26 protein-coding genes are annotated in these 23,076 nt (G+C 65.0%); 18 read left to right on the forward strand and 8 right to left on the reverse strand.

All coding sequences use genetic code 11. From position 1 onward, the window contains the following. Window positions 1–109: 109 nt before the first annotated feature. Window positions 110–1,060: an HlyD family secretion protein gene (locus O1Y97_RS00445; RefSeq protein ID WP_183262901.1), complete on the reverse strand. Its 951-nt coding sequence runs from the start codon at window positions 1,058–1,060 to the stop codon at window positions 110–112. Continuing rightward, window positions 1,057–1,734, reverse strand: a complete 678-nt coding sequence (locus O1Y97_RS00450) for a CerR family C-terminal domain-containing protein (RefSeq protein ID WP_183262902.1) — start codon at window positions 1,732–1,734, stop codon at window positions 1,057–1,059. Before O1Y97_RS00450 ends, O1Y97_RS00445 begins: the two co-directional genes overlap by 4 nt. Before the next feature lie 78 nt (window positions 1,735–1,812). Between O1Y97_RS00450 and O1Y97_RS00455 the strand changes: the two genes are divergently transcribed. The 4 genes from O1Y97_RS00455 to O1Y97_RS00470 all read left to right on the forward strand — a co-directional run bounded on the left by O1Y97_RS00455 (window position 1,813) and on the right by O1Y97_RS00470 (window position 5,527). Beyond that, window positions 1,813–2,286: a CYTH domain-containing protein gene (locus tag O1Y97_RS00455; RefSeq protein ID WP_108605457.1), complete on the forward strand. Its 474-nt coding sequence runs from the start codon at window positions 1,813–1,815 to the stop codon at window positions 2,284–2,286. Next, on the forward strand, window positions 2,283–3,215 hold the full coding sequence (locus tag O1Y97_RS00460; RefSeq protein WP_318762721.1) for a CHAD domain-containing protein: 933 nt from the start codon (window positions 2,283–2,285) through the stop codon (window positions 3,213–3,215). The genes O1Y97_RS00455 and O1Y97_RS00460 overlap by 4 nt, the downstream gene beginning before the upstream one ends. Window positions 3,216–3,266: 51 nt before the next feature. Further along, the gene (locus tag O1Y97_RS00465) at window positions 3,267–4,070 is read left to right on the forward strand and encodes a C40 family peptidase (protein WP_318762722.1); all 804 of its coding nucleotides are present in this window, start codon (window positions 3,267–3,269) and stop codon (window positions 4,068–4,070) included. Window positions 4,071–4,174: 104 nt separating this feature from the next. Next, a complete protein-coding gene (locus tag O1Y97_RS00470; RefSeq protein WP_318762723.1) occupies window positions 4,175–5,527 on the forward strand; it encodes a calcium-binding protein in 1,353 nt (450 codons plus the stop codon). 35 nt (window positions 5,528–5,562) lie between these two features. Here O1Y97_RS00470 and O1Y97_RS00475 read toward each other — a convergent pair whose 3' ends face one another. Then, window positions 5,563–5,760 carry a hypothetical protein gene (locus O1Y97_RS00475; RefSeq protein WP_108605461.1) on the reverse strand — a complete coding sequence of 66 codons (198 nt, stop codon included), beginning with the start codon at window positions 5,758–5,760 and terminating at the stop codon, window positions 5,563–5,565. Window positions 5,761–5,783: 23 nt separating this feature from the next. After that, a complete protein-coding gene (hrcA, locus tag O1Y97_RS00480; protein WP_183262906.1) occupies window positions 5,784–6,854 on the reverse strand; it encodes a heat-inducible transcriptional repressor HrcA in 1,071 nt (356 codons plus the stop codon). A 164-nt stretch (window positions 6,855–7,018) separates the two neighbouring features. Here hrcA and rph point away from each other — a divergent pair, with 164 nt between their 5' ends. Genes rph through hemW form a run of 4 tightly spaced genes read left to right on the forward strand, consistent with a single transcriptional unit; the run spans window position 7,019 to window position 9,969 of the window. Continuing rightward, a complete protein-coding gene (rph, locus tag O1Y97_RS00485) occupies window positions 7,019–7,735 on the forward strand; it encodes a ribonuclease PH (protein WP_318762724.1) in 717 nt (238 codons plus the stop codon). 10 nt (window positions 7,736–7,745) lie between these two features. Next, entirely contained in the window at window positions 7,746–8,156 is a 411-nt protein-coding gene (locus O1Y97_RS00490) for a VOC family protein (protein ID WP_318762725.1), read from the forward strand. Next, a complete protein-coding gene (gene rdgB / locus O1Y97_RS00495) occupies window positions 8,156–8,803 on the forward strand; it encodes an RdgB/HAM1 family non-canonical purine NTP pyrophosphatase (RefSeq protein ID WP_318762726.1) in 648 nt (215 codons plus the stop codon). Before O1Y97_RS00490 ends, rdgB begins: the two co-directional genes overlap by 1 nt. Continuing rightward, on the forward strand, window positions 8,803–9,969 hold the full coding sequence (hemW, locus tag O1Y97_RS00500) for a radical SAM family heme chaperone HemW (RefSeq protein ID WP_318762727.1): 1,167 nt from the start codon (window positions 8,803–8,805) through the stop codon (window positions 9,967–9,969). The genes rdgB and hemW overlap by 1 nt, the downstream gene beginning before the upstream one ends. Window positions 9,970–10,390: 421 nt before the next feature. Here the strand turns inward: hemW and O1Y97_RS00505 are convergent, their stop codons facing one another. Continuing rightward, window positions 10,391–10,870 carry a GNAT family N-acetyltransferase gene (locus O1Y97_RS00505; protein ID WP_318762728.1) on the reverse strand — a complete coding sequence of 160 codons (480 nt, stop codon included), beginning with the start codon at window positions 10,868–10,870 and terminating at the stop codon, window positions 10,391–10,393. Between the two features lie 102 nt (window positions 10,871–10,972). Between O1Y97_RS00505 and O1Y97_RS00510 the strand changes: the two genes are divergently transcribed. The 4 genes from O1Y97_RS00510 to O1Y97_RS00525 all read left to right on the forward strand — a co-directional run bounded on the left by O1Y97_RS00510 (window position 10,973) and on the right by O1Y97_RS00525 (window position 13,257). Beyond that, entirely contained in the window at window positions 10,973–11,410 is a 438-nt protein-coding gene (locus tag O1Y97_RS00510; RefSeq protein ID WP_318762729.1) for an EamA family transporter, read from the forward strand. Between the two features lie 238 nt (window positions 11,411–11,648). Beyond that, window positions 11,649–12,548 carry a 16S rRNA (cytidine(1402)-2'-O)-methyltransferase gene (gene rsmI / locus O1Y97_RS00515; RefSeq protein WP_318762730.1) on the forward strand — a complete coding sequence of 300 codons (900 nt, stop codon included), beginning with the start codon at window positions 11,649–11,651 and terminating at the stop codon, window positions 12,546–12,548. After that, entirely contained in the window at window positions 12,541–12,912 is a 372-nt protein-coding gene (locus tag O1Y97_RS00520) for a YraN family protein (protein WP_108605470.1), read from the forward strand. The genes rsmI and O1Y97_RS00520 overlap by 8 nt, the downstream gene beginning before the upstream one ends. Window positions 12,913–13,026: 114 nt before the next feature. Beyond that, entirely contained in the window at window positions 13,027–13,257 is a 231-nt protein-coding gene (locus O1Y97_RS00525) for a DUF3297 family protein (RefSeq protein WP_318762731.1), read from the forward strand. 27 nt (window positions 13,258–13,284) lie between these two features. Here the strand turns inward: O1Y97_RS00525 and O1Y97_RS00530 are convergent, their stop codons facing one another. Beyond that, the gene (locus O1Y97_RS00530) at window positions 13,285–13,569 is read right to left on the reverse strand and encodes an acylphosphatase (protein WP_108605471.1); all 285 of its coding nucleotides are present in this window, start codon (window positions 13,567–13,569) and stop codon (window positions 13,285–13,287) included. A gap of 204 nt (window positions 13,570–13,773) precedes the next feature. Here O1Y97_RS00530 and O1Y97_RS00535 point away from each other — a divergent pair, with 204 nt between their 5' ends. After that, the gene (locus tag O1Y97_RS00535) at window positions 13,774–14,601 is read left to right on the forward strand and encodes a cyclase family protein (protein WP_318762732.1); all 828 of its coding nucleotides are present in this window, start codon (window positions 13,774–13,776) and stop codon (window positions 14,599–14,601) included. Here the strand turns inward: O1Y97_RS00535 and O1Y97_RS00540 are convergent. After that, window positions 14,598–15,968, reverse strand: coding sequence for a cytochrome P450 (locus tag O1Y97_RS00540; protein ID WP_183262917.1), 1,371 nt, complete (start codon window positions 15,966–15,968; stop codon window positions 14,598–14,600). The two genes, O1Y97_RS00535 and O1Y97_RS00540, sit on opposite strands and share 4 nt — an antisense overlap. 179 nt (window positions 15,969–16,147) lie before the next feature. Here O1Y97_RS00540 and O1Y97_RS00545 point away from each other — a divergent pair, with 179 nt between their 5' ends. Both O1Y97_RS00545 and O1Y97_RS00550 read left to right on the forward strand, forming a co-directional pair. Further along, window positions 16,148–16,717 (forward strand): NADPH-dependent FMN reductase, encoded by a 570-nt coding sequence (locus O1Y97_RS00545; protein ID WP_318762733.1) that lies wholly within the window; start codon window positions 16,148–16,150, stop codon window positions 16,715–16,717. A gap of 138 nt (window positions 16,718–16,855) precedes the next feature. After that, window positions 16,856–17,290, forward strand: coding sequence for a response regulator (locus O1Y97_RS00550; RefSeq protein ID WP_108605475.1), 435 nt, complete (start codon window positions 16,856–16,858; stop codon window positions 17,288–17,290). 21 nt (window positions 17,291–17,311) lie between these two features. Here O1Y97_RS00550 and O1Y97_RS00555 read toward each other — a convergent pair whose 3' ends face one another. Then, on the reverse strand, window positions 17,312–19,147 hold the full coding sequence (locus O1Y97_RS00555; RefSeq protein WP_318762734.1) for a PAS domain-containing sensor histidine kinase: 1,836 nt from the start codon (window positions 19,145–19,147) through the stop codon (window positions 17,312–17,314). A 378-nt stretch (window positions 19,148–19,525) separates the two neighbouring features. Between O1Y97_RS00555 and gyrB the strand changes: the two genes are divergently transcribed. From gyrB to map, 3 genes are all read left to right on the forward strand, one after another. Further along, on the forward strand, window positions 19,526–21,973 hold the full coding sequence (gene gyrB / locus O1Y97_RS00560; protein WP_108605477.1) for a DNA topoisomerase (ATP-hydrolyzing) subunit B: 2,448 nt from the start codon (window positions 19,526–19,528) through the stop codon (window positions 21,971–21,973). A gap of 120 nt (window positions 21,974–22,093) precedes the next feature. Further along, window positions 22,094–22,303, forward strand: a complete 210-nt coding sequence (locus O1Y97_RS00565) for a ParD-like family protein (protein WP_108605478.1) — start codon at window positions 22,094–22,096, stop codon at window positions 22,301–22,303. Beyond that, entirely contained in the window at window positions 22,300–23,076 is a 777-nt protein-coding gene (gene map / locus O1Y97_RS00570) for a type I methionyl aminopeptidase (protein ID WP_108605479.1), read from the forward strand. Before O1Y97_RS00565 ends, map begins: the two co-directional genes overlap by 4 nt.

Below are 23,076 nucleotides of genomic sequence, written 5' to 3' on the forward strand. Positions count from 1 at the left end.
GCAGCGGAGCGAGTAGGGAATGGCGAATGGCGAGTAGGGAGTAGGGAGTAGGGAGTAGGGACGAGCGCGGCTGTCATGGCGTGCTGCACTATTCGCTACCCCCTATTCGCTATTCGCTCTCTTCCAGTGCCACATCGACGATCTGCCCCGGCTGCAGGGCGGAGCCCGTGTCTTCCGGGCGGGCCTCGACGAGATAGACGAGCTTCTGCCGGTTCTCGAGCGAGTAAATCACCGGCGGGGTGAATTCGGGGTCGGGCGAGACATAGCTGACCTTGGCCGTTAGCCCCTCGGGGCAGCCGTCGCAACGTACGGCCAGCCGCGTGCCGACATGAACCGAGGAGAAGGCGGTCTCGGGGATGAACAGCGTCAGCTTGACCGCACCGTCCGGCAGCACCGAGACCACCGGAGACGACGGTCCGGCAGTATCGCCGGCATTGCGGATGACATCGTCGACGCGGCCGTCGGTGGGTGCGGCAAGCGCGCGCTTGGAAAGCCGCCAGCGAGCCTGGCCGAGGGCCGACTCCGCCTGCTCGACCTCCTTCTCGGCAGCCTTGATGGCTTCCGCGCGCGCGGGCAGGCCGGCGACGCTCAGGTTGGCTTCGGCAAGACCGATGGCCGCTTCCGCGACCTCGACCCGCGTTCTTGCTTCGTCCATCTGGGCCTGGGTGGCGATGCCGCGCTTCAACAGATCCTGCGTCCGTGCCTGAACGCGGTTCGCTTCCTCGGCCTGGGACTTGGCCGAGCGGACAGTCGCCTCGAGGGCCGCGATCTCTTCGGGACGTTTGCCGACCTTGAGATCGGCGAGTTCCGCCCTTGCCTGGGCAAGGGCCGCCTCGGCCTGGGTCACGGCGATCCTGGCGTCGCCACTTTCGAGCGAGACGATCGGCCTGCCCGCCTGGACGCGATCGCCGCGGCGGACGGAAACCGTCTCCACCTGCGCCACCTCAATGGGGGCGAGCAGGACATAGTCGCCCTCGACGTAGCCGACGGCGAGCGGTGCCGGGGCGGCGCAGGCTGTGAACAGGGATGCGGCGAAGGGAATGGAACAGAGGATACTCATGGCTTTCCTGCCTTTCGCGCGGCGATGATGGCCGCGACGTTTTCCTTGGCGATGCCGATGACCTTGGCGGCTTCGGCGGGACCGATGTCGGCCCAATCCATGCGCCGCATGACGGCGGCGCGGGCGATGCGGAAATAGACGACCTGGCCGATCATCATGAACACGCTGATGCGGGTCTTCTCGCTTTCGGCTTGCTCGCCGGTGGCCGTCGCCCAGAGCTGGCACAGCCTGCGGTGAACCGGCTCGAAGACGCCGCTGTAGATGCGATCGAGCGCGTCGGTCGGCGTCGACAGTTCGCGCAGCACGAACTGGACGATCTCGCCAGCCTCGGGACGCGCGACGATGAAGCCGACCATGCGCTCGACCGTGGCGTCGAGCTGCGCTTCGGCCTGCTCGGCGTTATCCGGCAGGGCCGGAGCGGAACTGCCGAAGGCCTGGGCGGCAATGGTCTGAATCGTCTCGACGATGTAATCGGCGGCGGCCAGCCGGAGCCCTTCCTTGCCGCCGAAATGATAGGCGATGGAGCCGATATTGGCATTGGCGGCGGCCGCGATCTCGCGGGTCGAGGTGCCGTCGAAGCCCTGCCGGCCGAAAAGCTGAAGCGCTGCCTTGACCAGCGCCATGCGGGTGGCGTCGGCTGCGGTGGTCGTTTGCGGGGTCTGTGTCTTGCTCATACTCGTTATTTAATCAATCGATTGATTAAAGTCAAGTGAATTGTTGCGCTGCAGGACGGGGCGCGCTTTACTACCGCCATGGCAAAGGAAATCGAACGCAAATTCCTGGTGAAGGGACCGGAATGGCGGAGCCTTGTCGAAGACAGGATTCGCATCCGGCAGTTCTATCTCGCCTCGAATACGGGCCGCTCGGTCCGGCTTCGGATTTCCGACGGCAAGCGCGCGACGCTGACGTTGAAATTCGGCTCCCGGGGCCGCGAACGCGACGAGTTCGAATATCAGGTGCCGTTGGCCGAAGCCGAGGAGATGGCCGGTTTCGCCGTCGGCCGTGTCATCGAGAAGACACGTCACCATGTTAGCCATCGCGGGCGACTCTACGAGATCGATGTATTCGGCGGGGAGCTGAGCGGCCTGGTGATTGCGGAACTGGAAACGCCGGACGACGTGCCGGCATCGGACCTGCCGGCGTGGATCGGCCAGGAAGTCACCGACGACGCGCGCTATTACAACGCGTCGCTGGCCCTCAGCGACGTGCCGGAAGCCGTCGCATGAGCTTTCGCATCGATCCCCGGCTGGCGCTTACCGCAGAGGTTCGCCGCATTGCCGGCGGGGAGATCGACAAGATCGTCGCGCATCTCAACATTGCCCGCGACAACCCGGAAAAATCGCTGCACAGCGCCCGCAAGCGCATCAAGGCGCTGCGCGCGCTGCTGCGCCTGGTTCACCCGGGCGACGAAGCGTTCTGCCGCGCCGAAAACAACCGCTACCGCGACATCTCGCTGTCGATCGCCGGCCCGCGCCAGGCGACGGCGCTGATCGAGACGATCGACCGGCTGATCGCCGATTTTCCCGAGGACGCCGATGGCGCCGGCCTTGCCGGCATTCGCGCCATGCTGGCGCGCCACCGCACCGAAGCTGCCTACGGCCAGGCAGGGCTCGGCGCAGTGCTCGACAACGCCGTCGCGGAATGCCAGGCCGGCATGGTCGCGCTCGAAATGCTCATCCTCCCCGATCATCCGGAAAATGCGGCAGATGTGCTTGCCGACGGGGCGCTGGCAACTTTGCGGTATGCGCGCAAGGCACTGGAGCAATCGCGCGAACGCGGCGAGCCCAACGATTTCCACGACCTGCGCAAGGCAGTGAAGACGCATGCCGCGCATCTGGCGCTGCTGCGCAAGCTCTGGCCCGCACCCGTCAAGCCGCGCCGCGAACGCGCCGAAGAACTGGGCGAAAGCCTGGGCGAGTTGCACGACGTGTTCGTCATGCGCGCGCTAATCGAGGCACGCGAAGCGCCCTTCGACGGCCCCGAGCCGAAACAGTTGGTCCGGCTGCTCAGGCGCGCGGAAAAAGCACTGCGCAAGCTCTGCCTTGCCGATGCCGCCAAGCTGTTCGAGGAAAAGCCCAGGCGCGCCGCGCGCAAGCTCGCCAAGAAGGCCCGCCAGGACCTGAACGACAGCATGGCGGAGAACGAAGCGGACTGATGCGGCTGCGGCTGGCCTCCCCGGGCCGGCTCATGTTACGTCCTGTGCGTCATGACGCAAAAGACCGACACATTACTAGACCGCATTGGCCGCTGGCTTGCCGCCCGACTGCAGGTCGCATCCTCCGGCTACGAACCCTATACGCCGTCCGATCCGGAGACCTTGCGCCGGACGCTGGAACCCGGCGACATCCTGCTGATCGAGGGCAACCAGCGCATTTCGGCCGTCATCAAGTACCTGACCCAGTCGACCTGGTCGCATTCGGCGCTCTATGTCGGCGACGCCTTGCCTGAACCCGCTGATGGCTCGGAGCGGCCGCGGCTGATCGAGGTCAACCTCGGCGACGGCTGCGTGGCGGTGCCGCTGTCGAAATACCGGACCTACAACACCCGCATCTGCCGCGCCAACGGCCTGTCTCCGGAGGATCGCGACCATGTCGTCAGGTTCATGATCCAGCGCCTGGGGCTGAAATACGACCTCAAGAACATCACCGACATGCTGCGCTACTTCATACCGAGGCCGCCGGTGCCGGTGCGCTGGCGCCGCCGCATGATCGCCTTCGGGTCGGGCGACCCGACGCGCGCCATCTGCTCGACGATGATCGCCGAGGCCTATGGCGAGATCCGCTACCCGATCCTGCCGGAAATCACCCGGGCGCCCGGCCGCGCCTCGGCGCAATCGAGCTACATGCGGCGCGAGATCATGCATATCCGCCACCACTCGCTGTACACGCCGCGCGACTTCGACCTGTCGCCCTATTTCCGCATCGTCAAGCCGACGCTGGAATACGGCTTTGACTACAGGCAGGTGACATGGGGCGAGGAATACAAGAGCAAAGACTCAAGATCAGCATAGATTTCGCAAAAAGAAAGTCTTCCAATCAACTTGGCTTTCACTTTCCGTTAGCGTCTACCGACGACAATTCCTGGAGTGCCGTGAGACTTCCGGGAAATTAGCCAGTGCTGAAGATTCACACTCCGACGATTTCCTACACGTCCGTTTCAGTCAATCTGCTGCAGCAGCTGAATGCGCGCGGCGGGCTTCCTGCCGGCACCGACGCCGCAAAGAACCAATCGCTGCCGGGCCTCAAATATTCGCCCAGCGCAGCGGTATCGGCGATCATGCGCATCCTGGTGGAGTCGGAAGGCATCCGGGCTTCGGTGAGTTCGTCCGGCAACGCGCTCGGCATGGAGGTCGAGCGATTTGAGTTCGACACGGGCGGCGAGGACATGAACCACATCACGCAGGTCAGGGCGACAGGTTCGGGCAACCTCAACCTGTCGGTCATATCCTCGAACAAGGACTACATTTCCGCCGGTGCTGCGGACGGCAACGACATCATCCAGGTTGTCGGAAACCGGGTGATGGGCGTTTCCGGAGAAAAGGGCAACGACCACATCTCCGTGCTCGGGCTCGCGAGCAGCAAACCCTACGCAGGCTTCGAACCGGCCGTCGATCTCGTCGACGGCGGTGACGGCAATGATACGATCGCCATTGCAGGCCGGGGCGATGTGACACGCACCGATGGCGGCAACGGCAACGACAGCATAGCCATCACCACGGCAGGCTCGATCTGGATCGTCGATGGAGGCCGTGGCGCCGACGCGATCTCGATCTCCGCGCAACGCGAGGTGCGACTGGTCGATGGTGGCGAGGGCGACGATGCCATCGCCATCGCCACGGCCGGCGGCGTTGACCACGTCTCCGGCGGCGACGGGCGCGACGCGATCGCCGTTTCCGCCAAGGGCAGCGTGTCCGGCCTCTATGGCGGCGACGGCGACGACGTCATTGCCGTCACCGCAGCCAGTACCAGCTTCATCGACGGCGGCGATGGCGACGACACCATCCGGGTCACCGCCAGGTGGGATGCGTTTGCCAGTGGCGGCGACGGTAACGACGTGCTGCACCTGTCCGGCCTCGAGGTCAGAGCCGGGGGCGGCGACGGCAATGATGTGCTGCAATTGTCCGGCCGCGACCTGATGGCGCTGGGCGGCAAGGGCAACGACCTGATCAAGCTCGACAGCACCGCCAATCGGGCCGCGACGCTGAGGATGGCGGAAGGCGACGGCAACGATGTCGTCGAGACGAATGCTCCGCTGAACATCGCTCGCTACAGCGGCGACGGTGCCACACGCCTCGATCCTGCAAAGGCCACGCTCGCGCACAATGACGACGGCACGGTCACGGTCCGGTTCGAGGGCAGCAACGACAGCGTGACCGTCAAGTTCACGGGCACCATGGCCGGGCGCGAGATCGTCGCAAGGGTCGAGAACGGCAACCTGTCGATCGGCCCGGCGAACGGCCAGGCCTAGCGAACAGTCGAGCCCGTCCGCAGCGCGCTGGCTGCTTATTCCTCCGGCTCGGAGAAGTCGTCGTCGAGGCGCTTTTCCAGATCGACGAGGTCCTTGGGCAGCGGCAGGCCTTGCGCGCGCAGCTCGCTCAGCTTCTCGCGCAACTGCTCCTGCAATTCGTGGGAATCCTCGGGCTGGTTGACCATTTCCTGGAGCAGGACAGCTATCTGGGCCTTGATCTGTTCGAGCGCCATGGTCCGTCCTCCGTGGTTTCAGCTTACCTCAGCATGCGCGAAATAAGCTGCGCCGTATAGTCGACCATCGGCACGATGCGCGCATAGTTGAGCCGCGTCGGGCCGATGACGCCGAGCGCGCCGACGACGCGGGCATCCTTGTCGCGATAGGGCGCGACGACCAGCGACGATCCGGACAGCGAAAACAGCCGGTTCTCCGAGCCGATGAAGATGCGCACGCCCGAGCCTTCCTCGGCGAGGTCGAGCAACTGGATCAGCCCGTCCTGGGTTTCCATGTCCTCGAACAGGTGCTTGAGCAGCTCGATGTCGGCCTGGGCGGTGACGTTTTCGAGCAAATTGGCGCGGCCGCGTACGATCAGGCGCGCCGGCAGGCCGCTGTCGGCACCGGCCCAGACGGCAAGACCCTTTTCGACCAGATCCTGCGACAGCGTGTCGAGGGCAGCCTTGGTCTCGTCCTTGATACGGGCGATCTCAAGTCGGGCCTCGGCCAGGGTGCGGCCACGGATGTGGGCGTTGAGGAAGTTGGAGGCTTCGTGCAACTGGGAGACGGTGACGCCGAGCGGCAGCTCGACGACGCGGTTCTCGACATCGCCATTCTGCGACACCAGCACGGCAAGCGCCTTGGTCGGTTCGAGCTGGATGAACTCGATGTGCTTGAGGGCGACCTCGTTCTTGGCCGCGAGCACGAGGCCGGCACCGCGCGACATGCCCGACAGCATCTGGCTCGCCTCGGTCAGCATGTGTTCGAGCGTGGCGCCCTCGCCCGAAGCCTTGACCTGAGCCTCGATGACACGACGCTCGTCGTCGGAGAGGTCGCCGAGTTCCATGAAGGCGTCGACGAAGAAGCGCAGGCCCTTCTGCGTCGGCAGGCGCCCGGCGGAAATGTGTGGCGCGTAGACGAGCCCGAGATGTTCGAGGTCGCTCATGACGTTGCGCACGGTCGCCGGCGACAAGGACGACGGCAGCATGCGCGACAGGTTGCGTGAGCCGACAGGCTCGCCGTCGCGCAGGTAGGAATCGACGATGCGCCGGAAGATGTCGCGCGAGCGCATGTCGAGCGACTGCAGGCTGGGGTCGGTTACCGCTTTGGTCATGTCTGTTCGTGGTCTCCGCCTCAAATGATATAGACCCCGCAGCCGCGAACACAACCGCCGGGTCCAGCGTCAGGACACAAGCGAACCTGTTTTCCTTTGCGCTCCCGGAGCCATGGAGCTACAAGCCGGCGACAATTTCCGATTTCGCCACAGAAAGCACCCGAATGCGCCCCTCCAAACGCCAATTCGACGAAATGCGCGCCATCTCCTTCGAGCGTAACGTGTCCAAGCACGCCGAAGGTTCGTGCCTGGTCAAGTTCGGCGACACACATGTGCTGTGCACGGCAAGCCTGGAAGAGAAGGTGCCGGGCTGGATGCGCAATTCCGGCAAGGGCTGGGTGACGGCCGAATACGGCATGCTGCCGCGTTCCACCGGCGAACGCATGCGCCGCGAGGCTTCGGCCGGCAAGCAGGGCGGCCGCACGCAGGAAATCCAGCGGCTGATCGGCCGCTCATTGCGCGCCGTCGTCGACATGCAGGCGCTGGGCGAGCGCCAGATCACCGTCGACTGCGACGTGATCCAGGCTGACGGCGGCACCCGCACCGCCTCGATCACCGGCGCCTGGATCGCGCTGCATGACTGCCTGCGCTGGATGGAAGCGCGCCAGATGGTCAGCGTCGAGAAAGTGCTGAAAGATCATATCGCGGCGATTTCCTGCGGCATCTATGACGGCCAGCCGGTGATCGACCTCGACTATGTCGAGGATTCGGCAGCGGGCACCGACGCCAACTTCGTGATGACCGGCAAGGGCGGGATCGTCGAGATCCAGGGCACCGCCGAAGGCGTGCCGTTCTCGGAAGAAGAGTTCCTGCAGCTTATGGGCCTCGCCCGCAAGGGCATCAACCGGCTGGTCGACCTGCAGAAGATGGCGGTGGGCTGAGGCAAGCGGCATGCAGCCCTCGGCCATCCTCGAATCCGCCCTCTACGTCGCCAACCTCGATGCCGCGGAGACGTTCTATGGCGAGGTGATGGGGCTGGAGCGGATCACCAAGGTGCCGGGGCGGCATGTGTTTTTCCGCTGTGGCCAGGGGGTGTTGCTCCTGTTCAACGCGGACGCGACGCGGCAGCCGCCAAAGCCGGACGCCAGGCTGCCGGTGCCGCCGCACGGAACGTCGGGCCAGGGACATCTGTGCTTTGCCGGCACGGCTGGCGAAATCGAAGGCTGGAAGGTGCGGCTCGAAGGCAATGGCGTCGCCATCGAAGCCGATTTCGAGTGGCCAAACGGCGGCCGCTCCATCTATTTCCGCGATCCATCAGGCAATTCGCTGGAGATCGCCGAACCGAAAATATGGGGTATCTGATGCGCGAACTCGCCGACAAGAAGATCGTGATCGCCAGCCACAATGCCGGCAAGCTGCGTGAATTCGCCGACCTGATGGCGCCGTTCGGCTTCGAGGCGAAGTCGGCCAAGGAATATGGCCTGCCCGAGCCCGACGAAACCGGCACGACCTTCGAGCAGAACGCCTACATCAAGGCGCTGGCAGCGGCGACCGCGACGGAACTGCCGGCGCTGTCGGACGATTCCGGCCTCGTGGTCGATGCGCTCGACGGCGCACCGGGCGTCTACACCGCCAACTGGGCCGAGAAGCCCGACGGCACGCGCGACTTTGCCATGGCCATGCAGCGCACCGAAGACGCCATGCAGGAGCGCGGCGCGGCCAGCCCGGACCAGCGCAGCGGCCGCTTCGTCGCCGTCATCTGCCTGGCATGGCCCGACGGCCACGCCGAATATTTCCGCGGCGAGGCCGAGGGCACGCTGGTGTGGCCGCCGCGTGGCGAAAAGGGCTTTGGCTACGACCCGGTGTTCCTGCCAGAAGGCTTCGACAAGACCTTCGGCGAGATGAGCGCTGACGAAAAGCACGGCTGGAAGCCCGGCCAGGCCGAGGCGCTTTCGCACCGCGCCCGCGCCTTCCAGAAATTCGCCCGCGCCAAGCTCGGTTCGGCCTGATGGCATTTGCGTCGCTCAGCCGCGACCCCGGCTTCGGCGTCTATGTGCACTGGCCGTTCTGCGCGGCCAAGTGCCCCTACTGCGACTTCAACAGCCATGTCCGCCACCATCCGGTGGACCAGGAGCGTTTTGCGCGCGCCTTCGCCACCGAGCTGGCGACCATGCGCGCCCGCACCGGCCCGCGCGAGGTGACGAGCATTTTCCTGGGCGGCGGCACGCCGTCGCTGATGCGGCCCGAGACGGTGGGCGCGGTGCTCGAGGCGATCGCTGCCAACTGGACGATTTCAGGCAACGCCGAGATCACGCTGGAGGCCAACCCGTCTTCGGTGGAGGCCGAGCGCTTCCGTGGCTATCGAGCCGCCGGCGTCAACCGGGTGTCTCTCGGCGTGCAGGCGCTGAACGATGCCGATTTGCGCTTCCTCGGACGGTTGCACAACGTCGAGGAGGCGCTGCACGCCATCGGCCTGGCGCGCGAGATCTTCCCGCGCCTGTCGTTCGACCTGATCTATGCCCGGCCCGGCCAGAAGCCGGATGCATGGGCGGCGGAGCTGAAGCAGGCGATCGGCTATGCCGTCGACCATCTGTCGCTGTACCAGTTGACCATCGAGGAAGGCACGCGCTTCTTCCAGCTCTACAGTGCCGGCAAGTTCGAGATTCCCGACGGCGAGCACGCTGCCGAACTGTATGCGATCACGCAAGATGTCACGGCGGCGCATGGCCTGCCTGCCTATGAGATTTCCAACCACGCCATGCCAGGCGCCGAGAGCCGGCATAACCTGACCTACTGGCGCTACGGCGAATATGTCGGCGTCGGCCCCGGCGCGCATGGGCGCTTCGTCGAAGACGGCAGGCGCATCGTCACCATCGCCGAGAAGCTGCCGGAACGCTGGGCCGAACTGGTCGAGCAGCAGGGCCACGGCATCACCGGCGGCGAGACGCTGAACCGCTCCGAAGAGGCCGACGAGTTCCTGCTGATGGGCTTGCGGCTCGTCGAGGGCATCGACCTCGCCCGCTACGAGCAGCTTTCGGGCAAGTCGCTGTCTTCGGCGCGGCTGTCGATCCTGCAGGGCGAAGGGTTGGTCGCGCCGATCGGCAATTCGCGCCTGCGCGCCACGCCGGAAGGCATGATTGTGCTGGATGCGGTGGTGGCGGATCTCGCGCGGTAGCGGCCGGTCTTGTCGTTGGGCGTGGTGCGGTAGCAAGCGTGATAGCATTTGACCGAGGTGCCGGCTTCAACGTCACGGCATGGATCCCCGGGTCTGCGCAGTTCGCTACGCTCCTGCTCCGCCCGAGGATGACGAGGGGAGGCTTCGCGCCGCTAATCGTGGACGCTGGAGATCGAGAATACCTACAACAACTGGTCCAATTGGTGGCACCTGCGCCACCGTTGGGGATTGGCGGTGACGCTCCCACAGCTTCGTCATCCTCGGGCGGAGCAGGAGCGTAGCGAACTGCGCAGACCCGGGGATCCATGCCGTGACTGAACGGCCGGCCTCGGCGGTTCAGAATGCCTTTCTGTCCAGCGCGAAGCCGACAAAGCCACGCCAACACCGCTGAGCCAACAACGATCCAACTTCCAGCCTGCGCTCAGGCCTTCCTCTCCATAGAAAACACGTTGAGGCCTTCGACGCCTTCCTCGATGCGTTGCCAGCCCATCTTTTCGTAGAAGGCGGAAACCGCCGGCTTGGCGCAGAGATAGACGGTGTCGAAACCCTGCTCGAACGCTGCCTCTGCCCCGGCCTGCACAAGGGCTGCGCCGATGCCGGATTTCCTGGCGGCTTCATCGACCCAGACGGCCGCCACCCATGGCGCATATTGCGGCCGCGATTCGAGATCGTTGTCGATCAGGTGGGCCGTGCCGAGGAAGGTTGCGCCACGATGAGCGACGAGCGCCCGGGGCAGGCCGGCGGAGGAAAAATTCTCGTCCACCAGTCCCCGGATGAAGGCGAGTTCATGGCCGTCAGCGCGCCACCACGCATTCCAGATGCGGTCGGCGACCTCGGCGGCGAATTCCGGCCTGTCGCGAAGATCGGAGATGGAATAGGGCTGGACCTGGGCGTTCGTCATCGTGCCTGCTGCTTTTTTTGGGACTTTCGGAAAGCCGGCGACTGCTACAAGGCGAACAAGCAACTTTCCAGCGGCCAACAGATGACATTCACGGAGCCAGACATGACTACGGCATTCTCTACCTGGCAATTCTGGGCGATACTTTCCGCCGTTTTCGCCGCGCTGACGGCGATCTTCGCCAAGGTCGGCATCGAGAACGTCAATTCGGATTTCGCCACGCTGATCCGCACCGTGGTGATCCTGCTGGTGCTGGCCGGCATCGTGACCGCCACCGGCCAGGCGCAGGCGCTGGGCACGATTTCGGCCAAGACCTACACGTTCCTGATCCTGTCGGGGCTGGCCACCGGGGCGTCGTGGCTGTGCTATTTCCGCGCGCTGAAGCTGGGGAATGCGGCGCAGGTGGCGCCGATCGACAAGCTAAGCGTCGTTCTTGTCGCGGTGTTTGGCGTCATTTTCCTTGGCGAGCGACTTAGCACGGCGAACTGGCTCGGCGTCGCGCTGATCGCGGCGGGCGCGGTTCTGGTCGCCACCAGGTCGTGACGGCGGTGCTGCCTTGGTGGCGGCGTCGAGACGGGAGATGAAGGCGTCGAAGCGATGGGGCATGGCCGGTGCTTTTGCCGTTTTCCGCGAATCTCTGTTCCGATCCGCGGCCGCGATTTCTGCGCCGCACTGTGGCAAAGCCAAGGCAGAAACGATCACATGTTTTGCAAGCCGGGGCGCGTCGTGCCAAACAGGGCGAAAGCCGTCCATTCCTGAACAGGGCGGCGAGCGGGGTTGAGTGCAGACGGGCGACAACAAGCGGGTTTTTGTGATCGGACAGACCGAGATCGCGGCACGGCCGCTCGATCCGGCGCTGTATCTGGTGGCGACGCCGATCGGCAATCTCGGCGACATCACGCTGCGCGCGCTGGAAACGCTGGCCGGCGCCGACCATGTCGCCTGCGAGGACACGCGGGTGACCCGCGTGCTGCTCGACCGCTACGGCATCCGCCAGCGGCCGACCGCCTATCACGAACATAACGCCACCGAGGCAGGGCCACGGCTGATCGAGGCGCTGGAGAACGGCCGCAGCGTGGCGCTGGTGTCGGATGCCGGCACGCCGCTGGTCTCCGATCCCGGCTTCCGGCTGGTCGAGCAGGCGCAGGCGCACGGCATCCGCGTGGTGCCGATTCCCGGCGCTTCGGCCGTGCTGGCGGCGCTGACCGCCTCGGGCCTGCCTTCGGATGCGTTCTTCTTCGCCGGCTTCCTGCCGGTGAAGGACGGGCAGAAGCGGACCCGGCTTGGAGAGGTCAAGGCGGTGCCCGGCACGCTGATCTTCTTCGAATCGCCGCGCCGGCTGGCAGACACGCTGGAAGCGATGACTGAGGTGCTCGGCACGCGCCAGGCGGCGATCGGCCGCGAGCTGACCAAGGCCTTCGAGGAAATCCGCACCGGCACGCTGGCGGAACTCGCCGCGCATTATGCCGAGGCCGACACGCCGAAGGGCGAGGTCGTCATCTGCGTGGCACCGCCCGAGGAGCGGACCGAGACGGTGGAAGACATCGACAAGCTGCTGGTTTCGCTGGCCAAGGAGATGCCGGCGTCGAAGGCGGCGGCGGAAGCCGCGCGCATGACCGGGCAGCAAAAGCCCGTGCTCTACCGCCGGCTGCTGGAACTCAAGGAAGGGGCCGGTGACTGACCGGCTCGCCCGGCAGAAGGCACTGGGCCGCGGTCATCGCGGCGAATGGCTGGCTGCGCTCGCGCTGATGCTCAAGGGCTATCGCATCGTCGCCCGGCGCTACAGGACCAAGCTCGGCGAGATCGACCTGATCGCGAGGCGTGGCGACCTTGTGCTGATCGTCGAAGTGAAAGCGCGCAAGACGTTGATCGAGGCGATGGAGGCCGTGGCCTATGGCTCGGAGCGCCGCATCGAAGGCGCTGCCGACCTGTGGCTGGCGCGGCAGCCGGACTATGGAAAACTTTCGATACGCTTCGACATGGTGGCGGTGCTGCCGAGGCGATGGCCGGTGCATGTCGAGAACGCATTCCAGGGACGGAATTGAGCGCGGGCCTTTACCCCGATGGCCAATGCCCTTAACAGCGCTCGCAAAGCCTGCCGCGGCGCGGGCAATCGCGTTTCGCGTCGGCATGGACGCCTTGAAATACTGGAGATATCGATGACCCTTCCCGACCGCCTGAGCAACGACCCGCGCAGCCCCTTTTTCAACGCGGAAGCGCTGGAGCAGGGCGTCGGCATCCTGTTCAACGGCAAAGAGCGCCAGGACGTCAGCGAATATTGCGTCAGCGAAGGCTGGATCCGCGTGCCGGCCGGCAAGTCGAAGGATCGCTTCGGTGAGCCGATCACCATCAAGCTCAAGGGCACGGTGGAGCCGTTCCCCAAGCCGTAAGGCGCTCGGTTCGCTCCTGACGAGTTGTCAGCCGGTGATGTCGAAGCCGGCCGGCACGCCCAACGGATCGGCCGGCTCCGGCACGACGCTTCGGACATCGGCGCCGCGCGGCCCCTGCCAAAACGCGTCCAGCATCGACGCCACGGCTTCGTCCGGGCCTGATATCAAAGCGCTGACCGAACCGTCGCGCTCGTTGCGCACCCAGCCTCGCAGGCCGAGGCGCTGGGCCTCGCGCTGTGTCCAGACGCGGAAGCTGACGCCCTGGACGCGGCCAGCGATGCGGACGAGAAGCGCGCGGGACGGAGCTGGCATTCGGGCCTCCTGACCTGCGCGGCGGATTTCCGCCACGCCCCTGGCACCTCAGTATACGCCGCCCTGCCCGGCTGGCAGCCGATTTCGGCGTTCGAAACTTCCGCGAAACGCTTTTCTACAGCGACAGCGTCAGGTGCAAAGCGCACCACTTGCCGCTGCGCCAGCGCAGGCACACACTCTCCCGCCCAACCCCAGGAGGAGATCATGTGCCATCACTGCGTCATCGAATCCGTCAAGAGCGGCATGCTGAGCCGCCGCAGCCTGTTCAAGGGAGCCATCACTGCCGCCGGGGCCGCAGCGCTAGCCTCGGCCCTGCCGCCGAGGCCGCTGTTCGCTGCCGATGCGCCGCACAAGGCCGAAGACCTGACCCATGAGCTGTGGGAACAGTTCCCGACCTATTTTGGCGGACAACAGCTGTTTATCGAGCAGAAATTCAGCCATGCCAAGGACACGTTCAACCTGAACGAATGGCGGGTGAGCGAGCACACCGGCACGCATATCGACGCGCCCCTGCATTTCAGCGCCGACGGAAAGTCCGTGGCGGAATTGCCGGTCGAGGACCTGATCGCGCCGCTTGTCGTGGTCGACATCCGCACCAAGGCGGCTGACAATCCCGACGCGCAGCTGACACCCGATGACATCAAGGCGTGGGAGGCTGCAAATGGCGAGCTGCCGGAGGGCGCCGTGGTGGCGCTGCTGTCGGGCTGGGGCGCGCATGTGGCGACCGAGAAATTCCGCAATGTCGGCGCCGACGGCAAGACGCTGCATTTCCCGGGCTTTCATGTCGAGACGGCGCAGCTGTTGCTCGAGAAGCCGACGGTCAAGGCGATCGCCGTCGACACCCTGTCGCTCGACCATGGCCCCTCACCCGACTTCGCCGTTCACAACACCTGGCTGCCGGCCGGGCGCTACGGCATCGAGGGCGTCGCCAATCTCGACAAGCTGCCCGCCAAGGGCGCGACCATCGTGGTCGGCGCGCCCAAGGTGCGCGGCGGCACCGGCGGCCCGGCCCGGGTGTTCGCGCTGGTCTAGCGGCGGGTCACCCGCATTGGCAGGCCGCCCTGCGGCTGGGTGGTGAGTTTCTGTACCGGCCACGGTTTGGTTTCCGCGACGGTGTCGAAGCGGAAGCGGGAGAGCAGGATGGCGAGGGCGATGATCGCTTCCTGCATGGCAAAGCTCATGCCGATGCAGACGCGCGGGCCGGCCCCGAACGGCAGGTACTGGTAGCGGTCGATCTTGTCCCTGTTCTCGGGATGGAAGCGCTCTGGCATGAAGGCGTTGGGGCGGTCCCACAGCTTGCGGTGGCGGTGTACCGTCCAGGGCATGACCAGCACCTGGGCTTTCCTGGGGATTTTCAGCCCCTTGTAATCGTCGTCGGCGATGGGTTCGCGGTTGATCGAGGGCGCCGGCGGGTAGAGCCTGAGCGCTTCCTCGAAGACAGCGCGGGTGTAAGGCATGGCGTCGAGCCACTTCACCGGGTCGGGTTCGCGGGCCAGCACTTCGTCAATTTCCTGCTCGACGCGGTCGCGCTCCCAGGTGGCTTCGGCAAGGCAATAGATGGTCCAGCCAAGCGCGCGGGCCGTGGTCTCGTGGCCGGCGCCGATGAAGGTGATGATGTTGTCCTCGATCTCTTGTCGCGACAATCCGTCCGGGCCTTCTGCGCGCAGCAACAGGGTGAGGAAATCCTGCGGCACGCCAGCGGGGTCGCGGGCCAGCCTGTCGCTCCTCATCGCCACCGTGTCGGTGACGATCTTGCGGAAATAGGCCATGGTCTTGCGGCCGCGGATGCGGGTGAGGCGCGGCAGCCATTGAGGCGCGCGCAACAGGTCGAGCGGATCGACCCGGCCCATGGTCTCGAACAGCCGGTCGATCTCATGGGCGAAGCTGCCAGCCTCGCCGGCGATCTCGCCCGAAAACAGCGTCTCGGCCAGGATCTCGTAGGTCAGCATGGTCATGTCCTGGGCGACATCGACCGTACCGGTGGCATCCTCGTAGCGTTTAACGAAATCGAGCGTGCGGGCGAGCATCGGCTGGGCGAAGCCGAAGATGTGGCGCGGGGTGAAGACCGGCGCCATGGCCTTGCGCGAGCGCTTCCAGACGTCGCCTTCGGCGGTCAGCAGGCCGTCGCGCAGGATCGGCCTGAGGATCATCTGGCGCACGGTCGCCATCTTGTAGTTCTTGGCGTTGTCGACCAGCACGTGGCGGATGAGACCGGGATCGTTGGCGATGACCAGCGGGCCGCCGACGCCCGACACCGAAATCCACGGCTCGTTGTAGGAGGGCTCGCCCCACAGTTCGAGCGGGTTGCGGTAGACGATACGCATCATCTCCAGCGTCGACGGCGGCTTGGTGCGCGGTATCGGCGCCGGCGGGACGAAGGGTTCCGGTCTGGTATCCATCAGATTTTCTGCCTCACCCGCCCAATGTAGGTGCGGCAGAGGCATGCGTCCATGCGACCGAGCCGCAAGATGACCCAGATGTGACCGGTTACCAAAAGGTGCCTTCTTGTCACTGGAGGGTCTAGGCGACTATCTCCCGCAGGTCACCATTTGATACCTGCCCACCAAGGACTGAAATCTTGAAACACCAGCTCAATATCGTCGTGGCCAGCACCCGCCCCGGTCGCGTCGGCCCCATTTTCGCCCGCTGGCTCGAAGCGTTTGCAAGCGAGCACGGCAAGTTCGACCCCGTGATCACCGACATCGACGCCTTCGGGCTGCCGATCTTCGACGAACCCAAGCACCCGCGCCTCGGCCAGTACGAGAACGAGCACACCAGGCAGTGGTCCGAGGCGATCAAGCCCGCCGACGCTTTCGTGTTCGTGACGCCCGAGTACAACTACTTCGCCGCTCCGGCGCTGGTGAACGCCATCGACTATCTGTCCCGCGAATGGAACTACAAGCCGGCGAGCTTCCTGAGCTATGGTGGCGTTTCGGCCGGCCTGCGCGCCGTGCAGTCGGAAAAACTGCTGTTGACCTCGGTCAAGATCATGCCGATCCCCGAGGCAATCGCGATCCCGGCCTTCACCCAGCACCTCGACGAGAATGGCGAGTTCAAGTCGAACGCGCTGATCGACGACAGCGCCAAGACGATGCTCGAAGAGCTGTTCCGCTGGAGCGAAGCGCTGAAGCCGTTGCGTGCGGCCTGATCGAACCTTGTCGCCCGACCGAAAAGGCGGGCGACAAACTGCCGCTGCACCAGATTCCAGCAACTAGAATGCAACCTATTGCAGCCATGGTCGTTGGCCCCTCAGGTCAAAAGCCAACAGGAACCCACGTGTAGGAAAATGACGAACTGCAAAGTGATGGTGGTCGAGGACGAGATCTTCGTCGCCACCGAAATCGAAAGCGTACTCGAAGAACTGGGGCATCACCCCGTCGGCATCGCCATGGACGCCGCGGCGGCGCTCGACCTCGCGCATATGGCCGAGGTCGCGCTTGTCGACCTCAATCTCCGCGACGGACCGACGGGGTCGCATGTCGGGCGCGTCCTGGCCGAGCAGTTCGGGGTGACGGTGCTCTACATGACCGCCAATCCCTCGCAGTTGGGCGACGGTATTCCCGGCACGATCGGAGTGATGCCGAAACCTGTCATCGATGAGGAATTGCGGCAGGCGATCGCCTATGCGGTAGCGCGGCGCCATAGTCTCCCTGCCGAGCCACCGGTGCGGCTTAGGCTTTTCGCCGACAATTCAAACGTCCAGCTTACCGACGAACCCTGATAGCGGCACCGGCTGCCTGCATCAGCGGCGCAGTGTCGACGAACGGCTGAGCTGGCTCTTAGGCACGACTATCGACACCTCAAGGCCGTCTCGTTGCCAGTTGCGCTCGAGCTTGCCGCCGAGCTGGCCTTCGACGCTGAGCTTGACCAGGCGGCTACCAAAGCCTTCGGCTTGCGGGTCGCCTTCCAAGGGCCGCCCGCCGGTCTCCTTCCAGACCAGGCGGTAATCGTCCCCGGATTCGGCCGAACTCAGCACGACCCGACCGCCGGGGCTGGCGAGCGCACCATATTTGGCAGCGTTGGTGGCGAGTTCGTGGATGAGCAGGGCCAGCGGCGTGGCCGCCGCATCGTCGATGATGGCATCGTCGCCTTCGAAGGCAAACCGGCCGGCATCGGCGCCGACATGCGGCGCGAGCAGAAGCGTAACCAGCGCCTGCAGCGACGAATTGTTGGCGATCGGACGGGAGGCCGCGCTGTGCGGCCTGACGAAATCATGCGCCTTGCCCATGGCGACGATGCGCTGGCGCAATTCGTCGGCTAGCGGCTTGAGATCGGGATAGGAACGCGCCGACAGGCCGATAATGCCGTTGAGGACCGAAAAGATGTTCTTGATGCGGTGGCTGAGCTCGTGCGCAACCACCTCGCGCTCCTCGGCGACCAGCTTTGTTTCGTGGATGTCGGTGCAGGTGCCGAACCAGCGGATGATATCACCGGCCTTGTTGCGGATTGGCAGGGCGCGTCCGAGGGTCCAGCGATACTCGCCGCTGTGGTGCCGCAGGCGGTACTCGATCTGGTAGGGCTCGCCCGTTGCCAGGCAGTGATGCCAGAGGTTCCAGGCCCGCTCCTGGTCGTCGGGATGGAACATGCCGTTCCAGCCGGCACCGTCGGTCGTCCCTTCCGCCATGCCGGTGAAATCGTACCAGCGGGCGTTGTAGTAGTCGTGATGGCCGTCGGGTCGCGTCGACCAGACCATCTGCGGCATGGTGTCGGCAAGCGTGCGGAAGCCGGCTTCGCTTGCCGCGAGCGCGGCCTCGAACGCCTTGCGCTCGGTGATGTCGATGACGACGCCGGGCAGGCGCTCGCCACCTTCCGCATCGCCGACCACCCGGCCGGTGGCCAATACCCAGCGCAACGCGCCGTCTGCACCTGGGAGGCGGTACTCGACGCTGAGTTCGCCGCGTTCGGCAATTGCCTGTTCGATGGCTTTCAGCACCCGGTCGCGGTCGGCTTCGTGGATCCGTTCAAGGAAGCGTGCCTGTGGAATGCCGCGCTCGGCATCGGCGACGTCGATATCGAACATCTGGGCGAAACGCGCATCGGCGGTGATCCAACGGCTGGAGATGTCCATGTCCCACGCGCCGACGATGCCCGAGGCCGCCAGCGCCAGCGACAACCGCTCCTCGCTGCGGGCAAGCGCCTTTTCGGCGCGGACACGCTTGGTCGTCTCGGCGAGGATGGCGAGTGCTGCAACCGCGCTGCCGTCGTCGTCCAGCAACGGACTGTAGTCGAGGTCGAGCCAGACGCGTTCGGGAAGGCCGTTGCGGCGGAACACGAACTCCTGGTCCTCGAAGGTCACGGTGTCGCCTTCGAGGACCTTCGTCACGACGGCGCGGTTGAACTCCGCAACTTCCGGCCAGCTGTCGAAAACGGAGCTGCCCAAGCAGGCGGGATGTCGGCCCGCGGCGATCGGGGCGTAGGCGTCGTTGTAGATCATGATGCCTTCGCGTCCGACCATCAAACACATCGGCACCGCCGACGACAGCATGATGCGGACGCTCATGCGGATGACGGCCGGCCACGAGCTGATCGGGCCGAGCGGCGTGGCAGCCCAATCCAATGCGGCGATGCGGCCGTTCATCTCCCCCTCGAGGGTGGGGTGAAGACCCGCGGGATCAGCTCTTGACGGAAGGGTTGTTGGCATAGGGCGGGCGCAATTCTCAGTTAAAAAACGAGGGCCGTACGATGAAAACAAGTGGCGGCCGGCAGTTAGGATCACAAAACGACCGACATCAACAGACCTGCCGGCCAGAAGTTCCAAACAGGCGGCAATTCGAGGCGCAAGAACATCGCTCCATGGGCATGCCGGGAGCACCCCGGCGTGCGCCGTTATCCACGCCGAACAGGCCCGTAAAACTTGGAAAAACCACACTTAACCCCTATATCTGGGGATCAACGGACGTGCGATTCGGGGCCGATTCTGCCGCGTCCTCCTGCGGCAGTCAGACGAAAGTTTTTCATGAGCGACCAGTCCGAGAACCTTCCCGGCGCCGAGGCCGAGTACGGCGCAGATTCCATCAAGGTTTTGAAGGGGTTGGATGCGGTCCGCAAGCGTCCGGGCATGTATATCGGTGACACCGACGACGGCTCGGGCCTGCACCACATGGTCTACGAGGTCGTCGACAACGCCATCGACGAGGCGCTGGCCGGCCACGCGACACTGGTCACGGTCTCGCTCAATCCCGATGGTTCGGTGACCGTGACCGACAACGGCCGCGGCATTCCTACCGACATCCACACCGGCGAAGGCATCTCGGCGGCTGAGGTCATCATGACGCAGCTGCATGCCGGCGGTAAGTTCGACCAGAATTCCTACAAGGTTTCGGGCGGCCTGCATGGCGTCGGCGTGTCCGTCGTCAACGCGCTGTCGGTCTGGCTGAAGCTCAAGATCCGCCGCAAGGGCCAGATCCACGAGATGAGCTTCACGCATGGCAATGCCGATGCGCCGCTGAAGGTGACGGGCGTTGCCGGCGACGAGACCGGCACCGAGGTGACGTTCCTGCCCTCGTCCGAAACATTCACCATGACCGAATTCGACTTCGGCACGCTGGAGCACCGGCTGCGCGAGCTCGCCTTCCTGAATTCGGGTGTCCGCATCCTGTTGTCCGACAAGCGCCACGCCGACATCAAGAGCCAGGAACTGCTTTATGACGGCGGCCTGATCGAGTTCGTGAAGTATCTCGACCGTGCCAAGAAGCCGCTCATCGGCGCTCCGATCGCGATCAGGGCGGAGCGCGACGGCATCACCGTCGAGGTGGCGATGTGGTGGAACGACAGCTACCACGAGAACGTACTGGCCTTCACCAACAACATCCCGCAGCGCGACGGCGGCACCCATCTGGCCGGCTTCCGCGGCGCGCTGACGCGCCAGGTGACCGGCTACGCCGAAACCTCGGGTATCGCCAAGAAAGAAAAGGTATCGATTACCGCCGACGACACCCGCGAGGGCCTGACGGCGGTGCTTTCGGTCAAGGTTCCCGATCCGAAGTTCTCGTCGCAGACCAAGGACAAGCTGGTTTCGTCGGAAGTCCGCCCGGTGGTGGAGAGCCTGGTCAACGAGGCGCTCGGCACCTGGTTCGAGGAACACCCGGCAGAAGCCAAGACGCTGATCGCCAAGGTGGTGGAAGCCGCCGCGGCACGCGAAGCCGCCCGCAAGGCGCGCGAGCTGACCCGCCGCAAGGGCGTGCTCGACATCACCTCGCTGCCCGGCAAGCTCGCCGACTGCCAGGAGCGCGATCCAGCCAAGTCGGAAATCTTCATCGTCGAGGGTGACTCCGCCGGCGGCTCGGCCAAGAGCGGACGCTCGCGCCAGAACCAGGCGATCCTGCCGCTGCGTGGCAAGATCCTCAACGTCGAGCGCGCGCGCTTCGACCGCATGCTGTCGTCGGAAATGATCGGCACGCTGATCACCGCGCTGGGCACGTCGATCGGCAAGGACGAGTTCAACGCCGACAAGCTGCGCTACCACAAGATCATCATCATGACCGACGCCGACGTCGACGGCGCCCACATCCGTACGCTGCTGCTGACGTTCTTCTTCCGCCAGATGCCGGAGCTGATCGAGCGCGGGCACCTCTATATCGCCCAGCCGCCGCTCTACAAGGTGATGCGCGGAAAGAGTTCGCAGTACCTCAAGGACGAAAGTGCCTTCGAGGCCTATCTTGTCGACGTCGGCCTCGACGAGGCCTCGCTGACGCTGTCGTCGGGTGAAGTGCGGACCGGCCAGGACCTGCGCGCGGCGGTGGCAGACGCGCTCGGGGTGCGCACGCTGATCGACGGCCTGCACACCCGCTACTCGCGCCCGGTGGTCGAGCAGGCGGCGATTGCCGGCGCGCTCAATCCAGACATCTTCAACGACCTCGGCCGCGCCAAGGCGATGGCCGAAACGATCGCCCAGCGCCTCGACCTGATTTCGGAGGACATCGAGCGCGGCTGGACCGGCCACATCTCGACCGACAATGACGGCTCCGGCGGCTATGTGTTCGAACGCACGCTGCGCAGCGTCAAGGAGAGCGTGCATCTCGACATGGCGCTGATCAACTCGGCAGACGCGCGTGCGCTCGACCGCTATGCCGGTCGTCTCACCGAGCTTTATGCCCAGCCGCCGGTGCTGCGCCGCAAGGAAACCTCGGAAGCCCTGGCGGGACCGCTGGCGTTGCTGAACGCGGTGTTCGCTTCGGGCCGCAAAGGCCTGACCATGCAGCGCTACAAGGGCCTGGGCGAAATGAACGCCGAGCAGCTGTGGGAAACCACGCTCGATCCGAACGTGCGCTCGCTGCTGCAGGTGAAGGTCAACGACGCCACCGACGCCGATGCGCTGTTCGCACGCCTGATGGGCGACGAGGTCGAACCGCGCCGCGACTTCATCCAGGAGAACGCGCTGAGCGTGGCCAACCTGGACGTTTGACCGCAGATTTTTCCAAGCAAGCTCATTTGCCCCCTTCGTTCAGCGGAGGGGGCGATCGTGTTTTCAGGGCTTGGCTTCTCCATATACGTTATGTATATGAATCGTATATGGAGAACCCCCATGGGCATTGTGAACATCGACGATGAGCTGCACGAGCAGCTGCGCCGGGCGAGCAAGGTGTCGTGCCGCTCGATCAACGCGCAGGCCGGCTTCTGGATCAAGGTCGGCATGCTGTGCGAGACCAATCCGACGCTGAGCTTCAACGAGATCATGGAGCGCGAGCTGATTTCCGCGGGCGTGTCGGCCCAGTCCCTGGCTGCGACCGCATGACCAAGCAGCCCGAGGAACTGCTGTTGCTGGCCGAGTCCGGCAGGCTTCTGGCGTCTGTGTTCGCGCTTTTGGATCGCACCCCGCTCGAAGGGAGGTCGACGCTCGAGATCAACGACATGGTCGAGCGTTTCATCGTCGACGACCTGCAGGCCCGCCCTGCGAGCAAGGGCCAGTACGGCTATGGCTTCGTGCTGAATTCGTCGATCAACGAGGTGGTCTGCCACGGCATTCCGTCGCAATCGGACGTGCTCAAGAACGGCGACATCATCAATCTCGACATCACGCTGGAGAAGAACGGCTACATCGCCGATTCCAGCAAGACCTATCTCGTCGGCGAGGTGCACCCGGCCGCCCGGAGGCTGGTCGAGATCACCCAAGAGGCGCTGTGGCAGGGCATCAGGGCGGTTCGCCCCGGCGCCACGCTCGGCGACATCGGCTGGGCGATCGAACGTCATGCCAAGCGCAACGGCTATTCGGTGGTGCGCGACTTTTGCGGCCACGGCATTGGCCGGGAGATGCACGAGAAGCCCGAGGTCCTGCACTACGGCAAGCCGGGCACCGGGCTCACGCTGCGCGAGGGCATGGTGTTCACCATCGAGCCGATGCTCAATCGCGGTCGGCGCAGCGTGCGGACCGAGGACGACGGCTGGACCGTGGTGACGCGGGACGGGTCGCTTTCAGCGCAGTTCGAGCACACGGTTGCGGTGACGGCGTCAGGCGTGTCGGTGCTAACGCTGCGGCCCGACGAAATGCAGCGTTCGGCTTTGCCCTGA

Origin of the sequence: Aminobacter niigataensis, from assembly GCF_946995915.1 — a bacterium.
Classification (GTDB): domain Bacteria; phylum Pseudomonadota; class Alphaproteobacteria; order Rhizobiales; family Rhizobiaceae; genus Aminobacter; species Aminobacter niigataensis.